Here is a 17575-nt window from a genome sequence, read left to right as displayed (position 1 = left end):
GCGCACCCGCAACGGCGGAACCGCCCGCCCCATCTGAGGAGGAAAGATGGCTGGACTAATCACATTCATCCTGGCCCTGCTGCCCATCGCCACGGTCTTCGTGCTGCTGGTGGTGCTGGCGAAATCGGCCAAGTTCTCGATGCTGGTGGCCTATCTCGTCACCGCCGCCACCGCGCTGCTGATCTGGGGCACGGAACTGAACAAGGTCCTGGGCGCGACGGTGAACGGCGCCGTGACCGCGATCAGCCTGCTTTACATCGTGTTCGGCGCCATCCTGATGCTCTACACGCTGGAAGAAAGCGGCGGCATCCGCTCGATCCGGGCCGGCTTCACCTCGATCTCGCCCGACCGGCGGGTGCAGGCGATCATCATCGCCTGGCTCTTCGGCTCGCTGATCGAGGGCGCCTCGGGCTTCGGCACGCCGGCGGCCATCGCCGCGCCGCTGCTGGTCGCCATCGGCTTTCCCGCCATGGCCGCCGTCATGGTCACGCTGATCATCCAGAGCACGCCGGTTTCCTTCGGCGCGGTCGGCACGCCGATCCTGGTCGGCGTGCGCACCGGCCTTGCCGACCAACAGATCGTCGAGGCGACCATCGCGCCGATGGCCTTCGGCGACTACCTGCTGGAGATCGCGGTCAAGGTCGCCACCATCCACGGGCTGATCGGCTTCCTGATCCCGCTGATCCTGGTCGGCATGCTCACCCGCTTCTTCGGCGCCAACCGCTCCTTTGCCGAAGGCTTCCGCATCTGGAAGTTCGCGCTGTTCGCGGGCCTCGCCTTCACCGTGCCCTATTACCTCATCGCCGCGACGCTGGGGCCGGAATTCCCCTCGCTGCTCGGCGGCATCGTCGGGCTGCTGATCGTGGTCCCGGCGGCGAAACGCGGCTTCCTGATCCCCAGGGAGACCTTCGACTTCCCGCCGCGCCGCGACTGGAACGACAACTGGGTCGGCAAGCTCGACGATCTCGAGGACCACAACGCCCACAAGCCGGTGATGCCGCTGGTCAAGGCATGGGCGCCCTATGTCTTCGTCGTGGCCCTGCTGGTCATCACCCGCTCGATCGCGCCGATCAAGGCATGGCTCACCTCGCCCGAGATGACGATCGCCTTCCGCGACCTGTTCGGCTCGGGCATCAACGCCTCGGTGCAGGTGCTGTTCCTGCCCGGCACGATCCTGATCCTGGCATCGCTCTTCACCTTCGTGCTGCACGGCATGTCGGGACGCGACTACGGCCGGGCGCTCAAGGCCTCGGGCGTGACCATGATCGCCGCGGCCCCCGCGCTGCTGCTCGCGGTGCCGATGGTCCAGGTGTTCCTGAACTCGGCCTCGGACAGCTATGCCAGCATGCCCATCGTTCTGGCACAGGGCGTCTCGTCGGTGGTGGGCGATGCCTGGCCGATGTTCGCGCCGCTGATCGGGGCCATGGGCGCCTTCGTCGCCGGCTCGAACACCGTCAGCAACATGATGTTCTCGCTCTTCCAGTTCTCGACCGCCGAACAGATCGGCCTGGGGGCTGCGGGCGCGGGCACCGTGGTGGCGCTGCAAGCCATCGGCGGGGCCGCCGGCAACATGATCTGCGTGCATAACGTCGTCGCCGCCTCGGCCACCGTCGGGCTGACCGACCGCGAGGGCGCGATCATCCGCCAGACCCTGATCCCGATGGCCTATTACGTCGTGCAGGGCGGGCTGATCGGCTTTGCGCTGCTGACCGGCAACCTGATGTGGTGGGTCGCCGCCGCGATCTGGGCGGCCGCGGTGCTGTTCTTCATGTCGCGCAACCGCGGTCCCCGTCCCGTCACCGTCGCCAACTAGGGGAAAACCATGCCCGGAGAGCCAAAACCGACGGTCGGTCTGTTCGTGACCTGCCTTGTCGACGCCATCCGCCCGCAGATCGGCTTCGCAGCCCTCCAGCTTCTCGAAGAGGCGGGCTGCACGGTCGAGGTCCCGCAGGCCCAGACCTGCTGCGGCCAGCCGGCGCTGAACAGCGGCGACGACCGCGACGCAGCGCATCTGGCCCGCCAGACCATCGCGGCATTCGAGGGCTACGACCATGTCGTCCTGCCCTCGGGCTCCTGCGCGGCGACCATGGTGCATGGCTACCCGGACCTTCTGGCGGGCGACCCGGAATGGGCCGCCCGCGCCAGGGCCATGGCCGCGAAAACCCATGAGATCACCAGCTTCCTGGCCGATGTCATGGGCTACGCGCCCTCGGGGCGGAGGTGCGACGCCTCCGCCACCTATCACGACAGCTGCTCGGGGCTGCGCGAACTCGGCATCGCCGACCAGCCGCGCGCGCTTCTGGCCCATGTCGAGGGGCTGGAAATGCGCGGCCTGCCCGGCAACGATGCCTGCTGCGGCTTCGGCGGCACCTTCTGCGTGAAATATTCCGACATCTCGAACGCCATCGTCACCGAAAAGGCCGAGGCAATCGAGGAGACCGGCGCCGACATCCTGCTGGCCGGCGATCTGGGCTGCCTGATGAACATGGCCGGCAAGCTGCACCGCCGGGGCGCAAAGACCCGCTGCTTCCACACCGTCGAGGTGCTGGCCGGCCGCGCCACCGGCCCCGCCATCGGCGAGGATGCGCCATGAACGCGCCCTCCAAGGCCCCGTTCAAGGCCCGCGCCAAGGCGGCCTTGGCCGATCCGGTGCTGAAAACCGCCATCGACCGCACCACCGGCAATGCCGAGCGCAAGCGCGCCGCCGCCGTCGCCGCTTTCCCGGAGTTCGAGGCCGCCCGCGCCCGCGGCAAGGCGATCAAGGACCACGTCGTCGCCCATCTCGACCATTACCTGGAGATGTTCGAGCGAAACGCCGCCGCCCGGGGCGCGCAGGTCCACTGGGCCGCCGACGACGCCGAGGCCCGCGCCATCGTCACCCGCATCTGCCTGGCCGCCGACGCCAGGCTCGTGACCCGCGCCAAATCCATGCTGGGCGAGGAAATCGGCCTGCCCCACGCCCTTGCCGATGCCGGCATCGAGCGGGTCGAGACCGACCTGGCCGAGCACATCATCCAGCTTGCGGGCGAGGCCCCCTCGCATATCATCTGGCCCGCCATGCACCGCACCCGCGAACAGGTGGCCGAGCTTTTCAAGACCGGCCACCACCCGCCCCCCGCCGCCGAGGATCCGGCGACCATGGTGCAAAGTGCCCGCACCCAGTTGCGGACCAAGTTCCTGTCGGCCGATATCGGCATCTCGGGCGCGAATTTCCTGGTCGCCGACACCGGCGCCACCTGCACCGTCACCAACGAGGGCAATGCCGAGCTGACCACCACGCCGCCGCGCATCCACATCGTGACCGCGGGGATCGAAAAGCTGGTGCCCTCGACCGCGCACGCCTTCGCGCTGCTGCGCCTGCTGGTGCGTTCGGCCACCGGCGGCGAGATGACGCAATACACCACCTTCCACGCCGGCCCTAAACGCCCCGGCGATGCCGACGGGCCCGAGGAGATGCATATCGTGCTGGTCGACAACGGCCGCACGAAGATGCTGGCCGACGAGTTCCGCGAGATGCTGCGCTGCATCCGCTGCGGCGCCTGCATGAACCATTGCGTCGTCTATCGCCAGATCGGCGGCCATGCCTATGGCGGGACATATCCCGGCCCGATGGGCTCGGTCCTGACGCCGGTGCTGGACGGGCTGGCAGCGTCCCGCGACCTGCCCAATGCCTGCACGATGAACGGCCGCTGCGCCGAGGTCTGCCCGGTCGGCATCCCGCTGCCCACGCTCTTGCGCGCCTGGCGCCGCCGCAGCTGGCGCGAGGGGCTGGAGCCCGGATCGATCCGCACCGGCATCGGCCTCTGGGCGCAACTGGCCCGCCGGCCCCGGCTCTATCGCCTCGCCACCCGCATCGGCTTGCCGCTTCTGCGGCTGTTCGGCAGGGGCGGCTGGATCTCGCGCCTGCCGCTGGCCGGCGGCTGGACCGACCATCGCGACCTGCCGCGCCCGGCGGCGCAAAGCTTCATGGACCAATACCGCGCCCAGCAGAAAGGCCGCAAATGACCGCCCGCGACCGCATCCTCTCGGCGATCCGCACGGCCCTCGGCCCCGGCAAGCCGCCCGCGCAGATCGCGGCCGAGGCCGCAGCCCTGCTCGACCCCGCGGGCATCGCCCGCCCGCACCTTGTCGCCCCGGTGCTGCCCGACGCCTTTGCGCTGAAGGCCACCGCGCTCGGCACCACCATCGACCGCGTGGCCAGCATGGCCGACCTGCCGCAGGCCATGGCCCGCTATCTCGACGCCCACGGCCTGCCGCCCCGCTTCGCCATGCAGCCGGCGCCGGAGCTGGCGGCGCTCGACTGGCAGGGCCTCGCCCCGCACCAGGGCACCGCCCCGGACGAGCCCACCGCCCTCGGCCTCGCGCTTTGCGGCATCGCCGAAAGCGGCTCGCTGGTCATCCATTCGGGGCCGGACAATCCGATCCTCATGTCCTTCCTGCCGCTGCATCACGTCGCGGTGCTGCGCGAAAGCACGCTCCTGCCCTACCTTGAAGACTATGCCGCCCGCCTTTCCGCCCAGGCCGTGCCGCGCAACGCCATCCTGATCACCGGCCCCAGCGGCACCACCGACATCGAGGGCAGCTATGTCCGCGGCGCCCACGGCCCCGGCTTCCTGCACGTCATCCTGATCGCCGACGCCGGGACCGAGCCGGGCTGACCGCCGCCGCGATTTGCCCTAGCATTGCGGCACCCGATGGGAGGCCGCGATGACCGACGCCCCGCAACCGCAGGACATGCCCCAGGAACTGCCGCGCGAACATTTCCTGCTTTTCGTCGCCATCCCGCCGCCCGGGGTGGCGGCGCGGATCGAGGACGCCTGGCGCCTCGCGAACCGCCGCGACCGCTTTCGCCGCGCCACGCTGCACATGACCATCCTGCCGGTGATCCGCACCCCGCAACTCGCGCCCGGCATGGCCGAGGCGCTTGGCCGCCCGCTGGACGGGCTGGACTTTCCCGCCTTCGACCTGATGCTGGACCACCTGACCACCTTCGGCCCGCCGCGCCGCCGCGACCGGCCGCTGGTGCTGGTCGGCCGGCAGGAAAGCCCCGCCCCCGACGCGCTGTGCCAGACGCTCTGGCAGCGCCTTGCCGGTGCGGGGCTGGCCATCGCCCGCCACCGCGTCACGCCGCATGTGACGCTGGCCTATGGCAAGCCCCTGCCGCCCCAGGGCATCCCGGTTCCGCCCGTGCATTGGCGCGTGGACGAGCTGGTGCTGATCGACAGCCTGCAGGGCCTGGGCCGGCATGTGCCGCTGGCGCGCTGGCCGCTGCCTTCAAGGTCCGGGCCGTGAAGCCTTATCGACAATCCCCGCCGCCCGCCTTATCCATGCCGCCATGAGCGCAGGATCCGAAGAAACCCTGGCGGTCCGCATCAGCCGCGTGCTGGCCGACCGGATCGTATCGGGCGAGATCGGCCCGGGCGAACGCCTGCGCCAGGACCGCATCGCCGAGGAATTCGGCGCCAGCCACGTCCCGGTGCGCGAGGCCTTCCGCCGGCTGGAGGCCCAGGGCCTGGCGATCAGCGAACCGCGCCGCGGCGTCCGCGTCGCCGCCTTCGACCTGCCCGAGGTCAAGGAAGTGGCCGAGATGCGCGCCGCGCTCGAGGAACTCGCCCTGCGCCATGCCGCGCCGCACCTGACCCCGGCGATCCTCAATGCCGCGGAAGAGGCGACCAAGGCCGGCGACGCCTCGCGCGACGTCCGCTCGTGGGAGGCGGCGAACCGCCGTTTCCACAAGCTGATCCTGACCCCCTGCGCCATGCCGCGCCTGCTCGCCGCCATCGACGACCTGCATGCCGCCAGCGCGCGTTTCCTTTTCGCCGCCTGGCAATCGAACTGGGAAACGCGGACCGACCACGACCACCGCGCCATCCTGGCCGCATTGCGCAAGGGCGACGTGGACACCGCCTGCGCCACGCTGGCGCGCCATGTGCGCTGGATCGGCCGCCGCCCGGCGCCCTCGACCAGCGGCAAGCCCGACGCCTTCGCCATCCACGGCTAGGCGCGCCGCTCCGCCACCAGCCAGCTTGCGACATAGGTCAGCGCGACGCCCCCCGCCCCGCCATGCTGCGCCTCGTAGCGCGCCATGAAATCCCGCAGCGCGCCCGGCGAACGGAACTGCCCCGCGCAACCGTTGACCCCGGTGGCGCGCAGATGGCGCAGCACCTCCAGCGCGCCGGGGAAATGCAGCCTGACGCGCCATTCCCCCGCGCCGCGGACCCGCCAGCCCGCCGGCAGCAGCGCCGCCATCCCTGCCCCGGCCAGATAGGACGGCGCCGCCGCCCGGCTGCCCAGGGCCCGCAATTCGGGAAAATGCCCCGGCGCAAAGCCCGAGATCGCCAGCCAGCCCCCCGGCGCCACCGCCTGGCACAGCCGGCCCAGGACCCGCGCCGGATCGGCAACCCATTGGATCGTCGAGGCCGAGGCCGCCAGGTCCACCGCCTCGGGCAACGCCACCTCGGCCACGTCGCCCGGCAGGTATTCCGCCGCGACCCCCGGCAATTCCGGCGCCGCCAGGTCGTTCAGCCACAGCCGCCGGGGCCGCAACTCCAGCAGGTGCCGGGTCAGGTGGCCCGAGCCATAACCCGCCTCCAGCACCCTTGCCGGGCGATGCCCCGCCGCCGCGCCGCGATAGGCTGCGAACAGCCGCGCCGCGATCTGCCGCTGCGCCAGCGCCGCGCCGTCATAGGTTTTCATGCCGCGCGCGAATGACCGCGCCACCCGCCCGGCCAGCGCGTTCATGCCAGCACCTCGTCCCAGTCGCGCCACAGCGCAAAGGGGTTGTGCCCGCAATCCAGCACCCGGGTCTCGACCGGCCATGCCTGCCAGGCGCGGATCAGGTTCTTCAGCGGAAAGATGCGGTCCGAGGCGCCCAGCACGATGCGGTCGAAATCCGGCGCCTGCACGCCGCCCCAGCCCATCACCGCCCGCAATTCCTCGCCCAGCGCGGCAGGATCGGCGCCCGGCTCCGTGGGGCATTCCGCCCGCCGCGCGAATTGCCGCAGCGATAGTTCGGACAGGTTCGCCGCCGTGGCCCGCACCGTCTCGCACGGTATCCCCAGTTCGTCGTCGCAGGGCGCCCACGAGCCGCAGACCGCCACCTTGCGGCGAAACCCGTCCAGCGCGGGCAGCCGGCAGGCCGCCGCCACGCCGAAGGACCAGGCGACCAGATCCGTCGCCGCGTAGCCCTGGGGCCAGTCCGGCGCGGACAGGTCGCGGTAATCCGACAGCACCAGCACGTCGGCCGGCCCGGCCAGATGCCGGAACGGCCCCGCCCCGACCGCCCAGCCGGTCAGCACCACGATCAGCTCCGGCGCTCCTTCCCGGCGCAGCCATTCCGCCCTCATGGCCAGCCCGCGATCTCGACCATCGCGGCGCAGATGCGCGCGACCTCGTCCGGCGCGGCGACAAAGGGCGGCATGCAGTAAAGCAGCCGCCCGAACGGCCGCAGCCAGACCCCGCTGTCGCGGCAAAAGCCATGCACGCGGCCCATGTCCACCGGCGCCTGCGTCTCGATCACCCCGATGGCGCCCAGCACCCGCACGTCGCGCACGCCGGGCAGGCCGCGCGCCGGGGCAAGGCCCTGCGCCAACCCCGCCTCGATCCCCGCGACCTGCGCCTGCCATGCGCCTTCCGCCAGCAGGTCCAGGCTCGCGCAAGCCACCGCACAGGCCAGCGGATTGCCCATGAAGGTCGGCCCGTGCATCAGCACCGGCGCCGGCCCGTCCGAGATCGCCTCGGCCACCCGGCCCGATGCGACGGTGGCGGCAAAGCTCATCATGCCCCCGGTCAGCGCCTTGCCCAGGCACAGGATATCCGGCACCACCCCTGCCCGCTCCATGGCGAACAGCGTGCCGGTTCGGCCGAATCCGGTGGCGATCTCGTCGAAAATCAGCAACACGCCATGCCGGTCGCACAGCGTGCGCAGCCCGGCCAGCCAGCGCGGGTGATAGAACCACATGCCCCCTGCGCCCTGCACCACCGGCTCGACGATGAAACCCGCGATTTCATGCGCTTTCCCGGCAAACAGCGCCTCGACCGCGCCCAGCCCGTTCCGCGCCGGATCCTCGTCCCATTCCGCGCCGAAAGGAATGGGCGGGCGCGGCACGAAATGCTGGACCTGCAAGGCGGCGCCGAAATGGGCATGCATCCCGGTCTGCGGATCGCACAGGCTCATCGCCTTCCAGGTATCGCCGTAATAGCCGCCGCGGGCCGAGGCGAAAGCCACCCGCCCCGCCTGCCCCAGCCCAAGCTGCGCCTGCACCGCCATCTTCAGCGCCACCTCGACCGCGACCGAGCCGCTGTCGCTGTAAAAGATGCGGTCCAGCCCCACGGGCAGCATCGCGACCAGTCGCCGCGCCAGCCCCACGGCCGGGGCGTGCGTCAGCCCGCCGAACATCACATGCGGCAGGCGGTCCAGCTGCGCCTGCATCGCCTCGACCAGCCGCGGATGGCGATGCCCATGCGCCGCCGCCCACCACGAGGACATGGCGTCGATCATCCGCACCCCGTCCGCCAGTTCCAGCCAGACCCCCTCGGCCGCCGCGACCTCATGCACCGGCCCCGGCTCGCGCATCGAGCTGTAGGGATGCCACAGATGCCGCCGGTCGAACGCCAGATCCCGCATCACGACACCTCGCGGATCGCCGCCAGGTCGATGCCGGCAAAGGCATCGGCCAGCGCCTCGGCCGTCACCCGCTCCAGCACCGGCAGCCGGCCCAGGTCGCGCACCGCGCCGATCTCGCAGATCACCCGCCGGCTGTCCGCCATCTCCTCGCCGATGAAGGCCACGCCCGCCACCCGGCAACCGGCCGCCCGCAGCGCCGTCAGCGACAGCAGCGAATGGTTGATCGTGCCCAGCGCGGTGCGGCAGCACAGCACCACCGGCGCCCCCCAGCCCGCGATCACCTGCAAATAGAGCAGGTGCCGGGTCAGCGGCACCATCAGCCCGCCCGCGCCCTCGACCACCAGCGGGGCCACCGGGGGCAAGGCCAGCCGCGCCGGATCGATCGCCACCCCCTCGCGCTCGGCCGCCAGATGCGGCGAGGCGGGCAGGCGCAGCCGATACGCCTCGGCCAGCACCGGCCGGCCCGAAAGCCGCGCCACGACCTCGCTGTCGGTCTCCTCCTCCAGCCCCGCCTGCACCGGCTTCCAATAACTCGCGCCCAGCGCGCGGGCCAGCCCGGCGCTGAACACGGTCTTGCCGATGCCCGTATCGGTGCCCACGACGATCACCGCACCCATGCTGCCTCCAGCGCGGCAAACAGCGCCGCGATCTCGCCCGCCCCGACATTGCCGGTGACCGAGACCCGCAGCCGCGCCGTCCCCTTCGGCACCGTCGGCGGCCGGATGGCGCGGATGTCGAAACCCTGCGCCTGCAAGGCTCCGGCCATCTCCAGCGCCCGGAAATCCTCGCCGACGATCACCGGCACGATCTGGCTCTGCGCCACTATGCCGCAACGCCGCGCCGCCTCTGCCGCCTGCGCCATGCGCGCCCGCGCGCCCTCGACCAGCGCCGGCACCTCCTCCAGCGTCCGCAAGGCGCCGCGCAGCACCGCCGCCGACAGGGGCGCCGGCGCCGTGGCATAGATGAACGGCCGCGCCTTGTTCACCAGCGTCTCGACCAGCACCCGGTCGGCGCAGACCAGCGCGCCCGAGGCGCCCAGCCCCTTGCCCCCGGTATGCAGGCTCACCAGCGGGCAGGCCAGCCGATGCGCCAGCCCCCTGCCCTGCGGGCCGAAAACGCCGGTCGCATGCGCCTCGTCCACCACCAGAACCCCGTCCTCGCGCGCGGCCAGCGCCGCCAGCGCCTCCAGCGGCGCGCGGTCGCCCTCCATGGAATAGACGCTCTCGACTGCGATCCAGATCCGGCCGCGCCCGCCCGAGGCGCGCCATTCCGCGATCACCCGCGCCGCGTCGCCGGCATCGTTATGGGCAAAGCCGCGGCATTCGGCCCGGCCCAGCCGCATCCCCTCATGCGCGCTGGCATGGACCAGCGCATCATGGACCACCAGGTCGCCCTGCATCGGCAGCGCCGAAAAGATCGCCTGGTTGGCCTGGAACCCGCCGCCCATGTAAAGCGCCGCCTCGGCGCCGAAGAACGCCGCCGCCTCGGCCTCCAGCGCCTGATGCTCGGGATGGTTGCCGCGCAACAGCCGCGACCCCCCCGCGCCCACCGGCACGCCGCGCGCCAGCGCCTCCCGCGCAGCCCGGGCCAGCAATTCCGACCCCGCCAGCCCCAGATAGTCGTTCGAGGCGAAATCGGCACCCGCCGCCGGCGCCACCCGGCGCAGCCGTCCGCGCCGCGCCATCGCCTCCAGCGCCGCCCCGTGCCGCGAAAAGCTCATGCCGCGCAGCCCTCCTGCGACGCCTCCGGCACCTCGGCCCGCAGCCCCAGCTTGGCGAACAGCAGCGCGTCCTTGTCCTCGTCCGGGTTCCCGGCGGTCAGCAGCGTGTCGCCGACAAAGATCGAATTGGCCCCGGCAAAAAAGCACATGGCCTGCATCTCGTCGCTCATCTCGGACCGCCCGGCCGACAGCCGCACATAGGATGCCGGCATCAGGATGCGCGCCGTGGCGATGGTGCGCACCATCTCGATCGCGTCCAGCCTGGGCACATCGGCCAGCGGCGTGCCCGCCATCGGCATCAGCATGTTGATCGGCACCGATTGCGGCGGCACCTCCAGCCCGGCCAGCGTCTCCAGCATCGAGATGCGGTCCTCGGCCGTCTCGCCCATGCCGACGATGCCGCCGGCGCAGACATTGATGCCCGCCGCCTGCACCCGCTCCAGCGTCTCGATCCGGTCCTGGAAGGTCCGGGTGGTGATGATCTCGGAATAATAGCGCTCCGAGGTGTCGATATTGTGGTTGTAGTAATCCAGCCCCGCGTCCTTCAGCCGCAGCGCCTGGTCCGCGTCCAGCATGCCCAGCGTCATGCAGGTTTCCATCCCCATCGCCTTGACGCCGCGGATCATCGCCAGCACCGCCGGCATGTCGCGCTCCTTGGGCGAGCGCCAGGCGGCGCCCATGCAATAGCGCGTCGCCCCCGCCTCCTTGGCGCGCCTGGCCTCGGCCAGCACGCGCTGCACCTCCATCAGTTTCGAGGCCGACAGTTCCGAGCCGTTGCGCGCCGATTGCGAGCAATAGGCGCAATCCTCGGGGCAGCCGCCGGTCTTGATCGACAAGAGCTTCGAACATTGCACGACATTCGGGTCGAAATGCGCCCGATGCACGGTCTGGGCCTGAAACAGCAGGTCCATCAGCGGCTGGTGATAGATCTCGGCGGCGCTGCGCGATTGCTGGGGCATGGATACCTCCCTGAGCCTCATGTGGAAGTATCTATAAAACGGTCAGCGCCGCTTTGTTAATCCGTATATATTATCTATTATTTCAGAAACGATCACGGACTTGCAGCGCGCCCCAGCAGAGGCGCGCCGCCTGGCTCAATCGTCCCGGCCGATTTCCTGAAAGCTGGCCGGATCGAACAGGACTTCGACCGACAGGCCGGTCTGGTCCTCTCCGCGAACCTCGTAGCAGCCTTCCTCCAGTTCGATCTTGCCGACGGTCCAGCCCTTGGCCTTCAGTTCGGCGCGCAACTCGTTGGCCGGACGGCGCTGATCCTGCGGCACGGTGCAGCGGTCATGGGCGACGGCCGGGCTCGCCAGGGCCGGAATGGCCAGCATCAAAGTGACAAGACGCATGATTTCATCTCCTGCATTTGCGTTCTGCAAGACCGGCATAGCAGGGTCAGGCTTACAGCCCGCTTACAGCGCAGGGCGATTCGCGTCCCGGTTCAGGGGCCGATGAGTCGCACCTTGCCGACGCGCCCGTCGCAGCGTTGCACGGCGATGCGCAGCCGTTCCAGCAGGTGCGTCTGCACATAGGCGGCGTGAAAGCGGCTGGGTGCGAACAGGGTCAGGCAAGTCTCATCGCGCTCGGCCTCGATCAGCCCGGCGAACCAGGCGTCGAACAGCGCCGGGTCTTCCTCGGCCAGCCGGGTCCGCGCCTCGGCCCACAGCCCCTCTGCCGGCATCGGCTCGGGACGGTGCAGCGGCACGACATTGCTCGTCGGCTCGGCCCGCTTGCCGCCGACGCGCTCGACGAAGTCCGGGCCGATATTCGGCCATTCCGCCTTTGTATCCAATAGGATACGATCAAGGTTCAGGCCCAGGACCGATACCCGGCCACGCGCGCCCTGCTGCTTGATCTCGATCCAGCCAAGCGCGCGCAGCTTGGCCATCTCGCGCTTGACGGTGCGCTCGTCCACGCACCACAGCCGGGCGATCTCGCGCTGGCCGATGGTCAGTTCGTCGCGCTGCCAGTTATAGCGGGTGGTGATCAGCGCCATCAGCCGCAGCACCAGGCGCTGGCGATGCTTGTCGCCTGCCAGCCCATGCGCCATCATGGCCGAGAGCAAATCGTATTTCTTCGCCGCGGCCTCTCGACCGACGGCACGGATCACCTGCATGTCTGCTCCTGCGCCCGGACTTGTCCGGCTGCCCTCATCTGCCCGATGGGCCCTGCCGATAAGGCAAAGACCCGGATGGCGGCGTCGGTCTCATGCCGTTTGAAACGCTTTTCGTCATCTGTTTCGTATTTGCGTCCTGAATTCCGATTCTGTCAAGCGATTCCCCGCCGGCCCGGATTTCCCGACCAAATCATCAAAGAAAATCGGTATTAAATGGTATAGGGGGACATTCAGGGCGTCACCCATTCGCGCCATTTTGTCCCCCATTCCGGCACGCAACGCGATCCGGCGTCCCCCATTTCCGGCATCTGCGTTCCGGCTGGGGCGCCCGGGGATTCGCTTGCCGATTCGCCGGGTGGTGCCGGGAAATGCCTGAATTTCCATATCCTGGCCGTTCCATTAAAACGCCTTTTGCCAAATGTGCAAATCCGGCGTAAAAGCGGAACGGAAGAAAATCTGCGTCCTAAAAAATACAGGCATCCTATGTATACGCACGAAGACCTCGCGAAGTTGCAGGCGCAATCCCTGAAGATGCAGGGCTGGATCCGGCGCCAGACCTTCAGCCCGGCCAACGAGAAGACGCTGCGCCGCTTTTCCAGCTGGGAGGTGTCCGAGCTGATCTTTCGCATCAACCAGTCCACCTTCCGCGGCAAGCTCGCCGCCGAGCCGAACCTTCCCCCCGGGGAAGTCGAGGAGGACGGCCGCCAGCGCTGGTTCTCGCTCGACGAGATCAACGAGCTACGTCGCCGCATCCGCATCAACCGCAAGACGCTGATGCCCTGGCGGCCCGAGGGCAAGCGCGCCTTCCGCGCCGCCATCGCCAATTTCAAGGGCGGTGCCGGCAAGTCGACCGTGGCGCTGCATTTCGCCCATGCCGCGGCGCTGGACGGCTACCGGGTGCTGGTCGTCGACTTCGACCCGCAGGCGACGCTGAGCCATTCCATGGGCCTGACCGATGTCGGCGAGGACCACACCGTCTGGGGCATCATGGCCCGCGACCTGGAGCGCGAGACCGACCGGATGAACGCCGCCGCCCGCGGCGCGGAGAGCGGCACCGCCCTGCCCCAGCGCAAGCTGCCGGCCTCGATCCGCGACATGGGGCTGGGCATGCTGCGCCCGGCGGACTTCATCAAGCCGACCGCCTGGCCGACCATCGACATCATCCCGAGCTGCGCTAACGCCGCCTTCGTCGAGTTCGCCAGCGCCCAGTATCGGCACCTGAACCCGGAATGGACCTTCTTCGGCGCGGTGTCGCGCTTTCTCGACAGCCTGGCGGACGATGCCTACGACCTGATCCTGTTCGATTGCCCGCCGGCCATCGGCTACCAGTCGATGAACGCGGTCTTTGCCGCAGACATGCTCTATATCCCCTCGGGCCCGGGCTATTGGGAATACGACTCGACCACCAGCTTCATCGGCCAGCTTTCCGAGGCGCTGGAAGATCTGTCGCATGGCTTCGAAAACTTCCCCACGGGGAAGATCAAGCTGCCCAAGGCCTTCGCCGACATCCGCTTCCTGATGACGCGCTACGAGCCGTCGAACGAGCTGCACCAGGCGATGTATGGCGCCTTCCAGCAGGTCTTCGGCCAGCACATGGCGCAGCATCCGATCGAGCTGACCCGTGCGGTCGAGCAATCCGGCCGCTTCCTCAGCTCGATCTACGAGATCGACTATCGCGAGATGACGCGCGGCACCTGGCGCCGGGCGCGGGCGACCTTCGACCAGGCCTATGAGGAGTTCAAATCCCATGTCGTCGCGGCCTGGGACAAGCTGGAGGATGAGGCATGAGCCGCAAACGCCGCATGTTCGAGATCGATATGCCGGACGAGGCCGCCGGGGCTGCGCCGGAAACCTTCCCCGCGGGGAAGGAGGAAAAGGAGCATCGCCGCGGCCCGATGGCGACCGCCATCACCGAGACCGCGGAATCCACCCGCGACCGCGCCCGGCTGGAGGCGCAGATCCGTGCCGAGAACGACGCGCTGGCGCAGGAACATGTGCGGCTGAAGCGCGCCGGGCTGATCACCGACCTGATCCCGCTGGACGCCATCGATGCGCAGAAGCTGATCCGCGACCGCGCGCCGGGGCCGGATTACGAACTGACCGAACTGGTCGAGTCGATCCGCGACATCGGGCTGTCGAACCCGATCCGGGTCGAGCCGGCCGAGGATGGCCGCTATGAGCTGATCCAGGGCTGGCGCCGGCTTTCCGCCTATCGCCAGCTGTTGGAGGAGACGGGCGACGCCGAGAAATGGGGCCGCATCCCGGCCGGCATCGCGGCGCGCGGCGACGAGCTGGAGCGGCTTTACCGGCGCATGGTCGACGAGAACATGGTGCGCAAGGACATCTCTTTCGCCGAGATGGCGCAACTGGCACTGCATTACGCCATGGACCCGGCGACCGAGGAAAACGACCCTGAAAAGGCGGTGGCGATCCTGTTCAAATCGGCCGGCTACCAGAAGCGCAGCTATATCCGCAGCTTCATCCGGCTGATCGAAGCCCTGGGCGATGCGTTGCTTTATGCGCCCGACATCCCGCGTGCGCTGGGGCTGGCGTTGGCGCAACGGCTGGACGAGGTGCCGGGCGCGGCGGCGGCGATCCGGGCCGAGCTGAAGGACTGGGACTCGCGTTCGGTCAAGGACGAGCTGGACGTGCTGCGCCGCTATGCGGGGCAGGGGAGCGACACGGAATCCACCGCTGCCGCGCCGCGCAGCACCACGCCGGCCGTGCCTGCGGGCAAGGCGCGCATCAGCTTCCAGATCCAGCGGCCGCAGGGCAGCGCCAAGTGCACCGCCTCGAACGGGCGGCTGGAGATCCGGCTGCCGCGCGACTTCTCGGCGGTGGACCGGCGCAAGCTGGAAGCGGCGGTGCGGGTGATGCTGGAGAGCCTCGATTGACCTTCCCCGCGGGGAAGGTCCGGCCCCGGACGGGGGCTGCGGGGCGGGGTTTCGGGCCGGAAAACGGGGCTGCGGATAGGGGCGGGACGGCCCCTCTTCCAGTGATCCGCAAAATGGGGTTATTCTGCGGATAAGGTTGCTTGCAGGTCGGGAAACATGCCATCCGCTTCGGACACAGAATATCACGGAAAATCGGCTGCGCACCAGTTTTTTGATGCCTCGGAGTGGTTTTCCGCGCAGGCCGGCCTCACCGCCGATCTGGCGCGGGCCGCATTCGCGCTGGGGCGGCTGGACGGCGCGGTGGCGGCGCTGGAGCCCGAGGCGCAGGCCGGCGCCAACCGGCGGCTGGCGCTGATCGAGGTCGAGGCGATGCTGTGGGCGCAGGGCACGCCGCTGCGGCGCGAGGATATCGGCCGCGACCTGATGGAAGCACGGGCCGGGGCCGATCTGGAGGCGATGCGGCTGGCGCGCTGGGGCATCCGGCGGCTGGAGGGGCAGGGCGATCCGCGCGACCTGCGCGGCTTTCTGGGGCTGCACCGGGCCGAGGTCTCGGGGCTGGACGAGTTGCTGGCGACGCGACCGACCGGGCGGGATTTCGACGCCGCGGTGGGCGAGTTCCGGGAACTGGCGGCGCAGGTCGCCGGGCTGGCGCCCCTGGTCCGGGCGGCGGCGCTGCGGGTCCTGTGGCGGCTGTGCGGGCTGTCGGCGCCCGAGGTGCTGGCCGAGCCGGCCACCTGGACGGCGCGGGACATGGCCGAGGGCTGCGAGGCGCTGTGCTTCGTGCCGCTGGGCCGGCACGGCCGCGGGGTCTGGGTCGACGGCGGTTCCCCGGCCGAGCGCATGGCGCGGCATCTTGCCGCAGTCACGGCGGCGATCATGGATGCGCGGCACGAATTGGCGCGGGTGGCCGAGTGGCAGGCCCGGGCGCTGGAGGCCATGGCGGGGGTCAAGGGCGAGAATGCGGGCCGGGTGATCCGGGCGCTGGCCGCGCATCCCCTGCTGAGCGCGGCGATGCTGGAGGACAGCGCCGGCATCAGCCGCGACACTGCCGAGCGGATGCTGTCGCGGATGAAGGCGCTGGGGCTGGCGCGCGAGATCACCGGCGGGCGGCGGTTCCGGCTGTGGATGGCGGCGGGCTGAGCGCCGCGCGGCGAAACGCGGCGGGCGTGGTGCCGGCGATCTTGAGGAAGGCGCGGTGGAAGGCGCTGGGTTCGCCATAGCCGAGGCGGGCGGCGATCTCGGCCACGCTGAGGTCGGTGTCGCGCAGAAGCTGGCGGGCGCGCATCAACCGGATCTCGGCGCGGATGGCGGCGAAGCCCTGGCCCTCGGCCCGCAGGCGGCGGCGCAGCGTGGCGGGCGACAGGCGCAGGTCGGCGGCGAGGCGGTCGAAATCGGGCCAGTCCTCGGGCGGGGCGGCGCGCAGCCGGGCGCGGATGCGCGCCGACAGCCCCTGGTCGTGGCGATAGCGCAGAAGAATGTTGGCGGGCGCGCCGCGCAGGAAGCCCTGAAGCGCCTTTTCGCTGCGGATGGTCGGCAGGGACAGGTAGCTGGCGGCAAAGGTCAGGCGGCTGGCCGGCTGGTCGAAATGCACCGGGGCGCCGAAGAACTGGTGGTAGTCGCGGCGGTTTTCCGGTGCGGGGCAGGCGAAATCGACCTGCATCAGCGGGATGCGGCGGCCGATCAGCCAGCACATCACCCCCAGCAGGACCAGCCAGTAGGTGCGATAGGCGAAGGCGCGGCGCGGCGGGCCGGCGTCGGCGAGCACGATCTCGGCCTGGCCGTCGCGCAGGCGCAGCTCTCCGGTCGGGTCGTCCAGGGTGACGGACAGGAACAGCAGCGCCCGGCGCAGGGCGCGCTCCAGCGTGCCGGCATGCAGGACCGCGTGGCAGAGCAGCTGGAAGCTGCCGGGGCGCATGGGGCGGGCGGCCTCGTCGAAGAACTCGTCGCGGATCAGGTCGGCGATGGCGAGCCAGAGCTTGCCGTATTGCAGGTTCGAGACCGGCTCGCCCAGGGCCGCGATGCCGGCATGGGCCAGGAGCGGCGCCGGGTCGATGCCGCGGCGGTGAAGGCAGTCCAGCGCGTCCTCGACGAAGCCGGGGGAGATGGTGCGGCGTTCCATGGCGCCCGTTATTGCAAAACCGATCAGATATTCTGGCCGCGAATGTCATTGTTTGCAATGCGGTCGGCGCTAAGCTGCCGCCGAACTCGTGGAGCCC

Annotated in this window: 18 protein-coding genes; 9 read left to right on the top strand and 9 right to left on the bottom strand. The window is 70.0% G+C overall.

Going from position 1 to position 17575, the window contains the following annotated elements:
* The first annotated feature begins 46 nt into the window (after positions 1 to 46).
* From BLT64_RS02440 to BLT64_RS02415, 6 genes are read left to right on the top strand one after another with little or no spacing between them, the layout of a single operon-like run.
* Positions 47 to 1813, top strand: a complete 1767-nt coding sequence (locus tag BLT64_RS02440; RefSeq protein ID WP_011749201.1) for an L-lactate permease — start codon at positions 47 to 49, stop codon at positions 1811 to 1813.
* A 9-nt stretch (positions 1814 to 1822) separates the two neighbouring features.
* Positions 1823 to 2593 carry a (Fe-S)-binding protein gene (locus BLT64_RS02435; protein ID WP_011749200.1) on the top strand — a complete coding sequence of 257 codons (771 nt, stop codon included), beginning with the start codon at positions 1823 to 1825 and terminating at the stop codon, positions 2591 to 2593.
* Positions 2590 to 4005, top strand: a complete 1416-nt coding sequence (locus tag BLT64_RS02430) for a lactate utilization protein B (protein WP_011749199.1) — start codon at positions 2590 to 2592, stop codon at positions 4003 to 4005. The genes BLT64_RS02435 and BLT64_RS02430 overlap by 4 nt, the downstream gene beginning before the upstream one ends.
* The gene (locus BLT64_RS02425) at positions 4002 to 4658 is read left to right on the top strand and encodes a LutC/YkgG family protein (RefSeq protein WP_011749198.1); all 657 of its coding nucleotides are present in this window, start codon (positions 4002 to 4004) and stop codon (positions 4656 to 4658) included. The genes BLT64_RS02430 and BLT64_RS02425 overlap by 4 nt, the downstream gene beginning before the upstream one ends.
* A gap of 49 nt (positions 4659 to 4707) precedes the next feature.
* Complete coding sequence (locus BLT64_RS02420; RefSeq protein ID WP_011749197.1) at positions 4708 to 5292, top strand: 2'-5' RNA ligase family protein; 585 nt, start codon at positions 4708 to 4710, stop codon at positions 5290 to 5292.
* 43 nt (positions 5293 to 5335) lie between these two features.
* Complete coding sequence (locus BLT64_RS02415) at positions 5336 to 6001, top strand: GntR family transcriptional regulator (RefSeq protein WP_011749196.1); 666 nt, start codon at positions 5336 to 5338, stop codon at positions 5999 to 6001.
* On the opposite strand, the gene BLT64_RS02410 is transcribed toward BLT64_RS02415, so the two are convergent.
* From BLT64_RS02410 to BLT64_RS02375, 8 genes are all read right to left on the bottom strand, one after another.
* Positions 5998 to 6741 carry a methyltransferase domain-containing protein gene (locus BLT64_RS02410; protein ID WP_011749195.1) on the bottom strand — a complete coding sequence of 248 codons (744 nt, stop codon included), beginning with the start codon at positions 6739 to 6741 and terminating at the stop codon, positions 5998 to 6000. The genes BLT64_RS02415 and BLT64_RS02410 overlap by 4 nt on opposite strands.
* Positions 6738 to 7346, bottom strand: coding sequence for a DUF452 family protein (locus tag BLT64_RS02405; RefSeq protein ID WP_011749194.1), 609 nt, complete (start codon positions 7344 to 7346; stop codon positions 6738 to 6740). Before BLT64_RS02405 ends, BLT64_RS02410 begins: the two co-directional genes overlap by 4 nt.
* Positions 7343 to 8626: an adenosylmethionine--8-amino-7-oxononanoate transaminase gene (gene bioA / locus BLT64_RS02400; RefSeq protein WP_011749193.1), complete on the bottom strand. Its 1284-nt coding sequence runs from the start codon at positions 8624 to 8626 to the stop codon at positions 7343 to 7345. The genes BLT64_RS02405 and bioA overlap by 4 nt, the downstream gene beginning before the upstream one ends.
* On the bottom strand, positions 8626 to 9243 hold the full coding sequence (gene bioD, locus BLT64_RS02395; RefSeq protein ID WP_041530320.1) for a dethiobiotin synthase: 618 nt from the start codon (positions 9241 to 9243) through the stop codon (positions 8626 to 8628). Before bioD ends, bioA begins: the two co-directional genes overlap by 1 nt.
* Complete coding sequence (locus tag BLT64_RS02390; protein ID WP_011749191.1) at positions 9231 to 10346, bottom strand: 8-amino-7-oxononanoate synthase; 1116 nt, start codon at positions 10344 to 10346, stop codon at positions 9231 to 9233. The genes bioD and BLT64_RS02390 overlap by 13 nt, the downstream gene beginning before the upstream one ends.
* Positions 10343 to 11305 carry a biotin synthase BioB gene (bioB, locus tag BLT64_RS02385; RefSeq protein ID WP_011749190.1) on the bottom strand — a complete coding sequence of 321 codons (963 nt, stop codon included), beginning with the start codon at positions 11303 to 11305 and terminating at the stop codon, positions 10343 to 10345. Before bioB ends, BLT64_RS02390 begins: the two co-directional genes overlap by 4 nt.
* Positions 11306 to 11440: 135 nt before the next feature.
* Positions 11441 to 11698 carry a PepSY domain-containing protein gene (locus BLT64_RS02380; RefSeq protein ID WP_011749189.1) on the bottom strand — a complete coding sequence of 86 codons (258 nt, stop codon included), beginning with the start codon at positions 11696 to 11698 and terminating at the stop codon, positions 11441 to 11443.
* Between the two features lie 92 nt (positions 11699 to 11790).
* Positions 11791 to 12465 carry a hypothetical protein gene (locus BLT64_RS02375; RefSeq protein WP_011749188.1) on the bottom strand — a complete coding sequence of 225 codons (675 nt, stop codon included), beginning with the start codon at positions 12463 to 12465 and terminating at the stop codon, positions 11791 to 11793.
* A gap of 483 nt (positions 12466 to 12948) precedes the next feature.
* Between BLT64_RS02375 and BLT64_RS02370 the strand changes: the two genes are divergently transcribed.
* The 3 genes from BLT64_RS02370 (at position 12949) to BLT64_RS02360 (ending at position 16499) form a co-directional block, all read left to right on the top strand.
* Positions 12949 to 14253 carry an AAA family ATPase gene (locus BLT64_RS02370; protein ID WP_011749187.1) on the top strand — a complete coding sequence of 435 codons (1305 nt, stop codon included), beginning with the start codon at positions 12949 to 12951 and terminating at the stop codon, positions 14251 to 14253.
* Complete coding sequence (locus BLT64_RS02365; protein WP_011749186.1) at positions 14250 to 15359, top strand: ParB/RepB/Spo0J family partition protein; 1110 nt, start codon at positions 14250 to 14252, stop codon at positions 15357 to 15359. The genes BLT64_RS02370 and BLT64_RS02365 overlap by 4 nt, the downstream gene beginning before the upstream one ends.
* A 156-nt stretch (positions 15360 to 15515) precedes the next feature.
* Entirely contained in the window at positions 15516 to 16499 is a 984-nt protein-coding gene (locus BLT64_RS02360; RefSeq protein WP_011749185.1) for a hypothetical protein, read from the top strand.
* Here BLT64_RS02360 and BLT64_RS02355 read toward each other — a convergent pair.
* Positions 16456 to 17478, bottom strand: coding sequence for an AraC family transcriptional regulator (locus BLT64_RS02355; protein WP_011749184.1), 1023 nt, complete (start codon positions 17476 to 17478; stop codon positions 16456 to 16458). The genes BLT64_RS02360 and BLT64_RS02355 overlap by 44 nt on opposite strands.
* Positions 17479 to 17575: the final 97 nt, after the last annotated feature.

The sequence above is a fragment of the Paracoccus denitrificans genome, from assembly GCF_900100045.1.
GTDB classification, from domain to species: Bacteria; Pseudomonadota; Alphaproteobacteria; order Rhodobacterales; family Rhodobacteraceae; genus Paracoccus; species Paracoccus denitrificans.
Note: the sequence above shows the minus strand (reverse complement) of the source record. Positions and strands in the feature narration are given on the sequence as shown.

Bases quoted from the DNA above. Each gene is read 5' to 3' on its own strand.
- BLT64_RS02410 (WP_011749195.1), bottom strand. From the start codon at position 6,741: ATGAACGCGCTGGCCGGGCGGGTGGCGCGGTCATTCGCGCGCGGCATG.
- BLT64_RS02415 (WP_011749196.1), top strand. From the start codon at position 5,336: ATGAGCGCAGGATCCGAAGAAACCCTGGCGGTCCGCATCAGCCGCGTG.
- BLT64_RS02390 (WP_011749191.1), bottom strand. From the start codon at position 10,346: ATGAGCTTTTCGCGGCACGGGGCGGCGCTGGAGGCGATGGCGCGGCGC.
- BLT64_RS02355 (WP_011749184.1), bottom strand. From the start codon at position 17,478: ATGGAACGCCGCACCATCTCCCCCGGCTTCGTCGAGGACGCGCTGGAC.
- BLT64_RS02430 (WP_011749199.1), top strand. From the start codon at position 2,590: ATGAACGCGCCCTCCAAGGCCCCGTTCAAGGCCCGCGCCAAGGCGGCC.
- BLT64_RS02440 (WP_011749201.1), top strand. From the start codon at position 47: ATGGCTGGACTAATCACATTCATCCTGGCCCTGCTGCCCATCGCCACG.
- BLT64_RS02370 (WP_011749187.1), top strand. From the start codon at position 12,949: ATGTATACGCACGAAGACCTCGCGAAGTTGCAGGCGCAATCCCTGAAG.
- BLT64_RS02420 (WP_011749197.1), top strand. From the start codon at position 4,708: ATGACCGACGCCCCGCAACCGCAGGACATGCCCCAGGAACTGCCGCGC.
- BLT64_RS02405 (WP_011749194.1), bottom strand. From the start codon at position 7,346: ATGAGGGCGGAATGGCTGCGCCGGGAAGGAGCGCCGGAGCTGATCGTG.
- BLT64_RS02375 (WP_011749188.1), bottom strand. From the start codon at position 12,465: ATGCAGGTGATCCGTGCCGTCGGTCGAGAGGCCGCGGCGAAGAAATAC.
- bioB (WP_011749190.1), bottom strand. From the start codon at position 11,305: ATGCCCCAGCAATCGCGCAGCGCCGCCGAGATCTATCACCAGCCGCTG.
- bioA (WP_011749193.1), bottom strand. From the start codon at position 8,626: ATGCGGGATCTGGCGTTCGACCGGCGGCATCTGTGGCATCCCTACAGC.
- BLT64_RS02365 (WP_011749186.1), top strand. From the start codon at position 14,250: ATGAGCCGCAAACGCCGCATGTTCGAGATCGATATGCCGGACGAGGCC.
- BLT64_RS02425 (WP_011749198.1), top strand. From the start codon at position 4,002: ATGACCGCCCGCGACCGCATCCTCTCGGCGATCCGCACGGCCCTCGGC.
- BLT64_RS02380 (WP_011749189.1), bottom strand. From the start codon at position 11,698: ATGCGTCTTGTCACTTTGATGCTGGCCATTCCGGCCCTGGCGAGCCCG.
- BLT64_RS02435 (WP_011749200.1), top strand. From the start codon at position 1,823: ATGCCCGGAGAGCCAAAACCGACGGTCGGTCTGTTCGTGACCTGCCTT.
- bioD (WP_041530320.1), bottom strand. From the start codon at position 9,243: ATGGGTGCGGTGATCGTCGTGGGCACCGATACGGGCATCGGCAAGACC.
- BLT64_RS02360 (WP_011749185.1), top strand. From the start codon at position 15,516: ATGCCATCCGCTTCGGACACAGAATATCACGGAAAATCGGCTGCGCAC.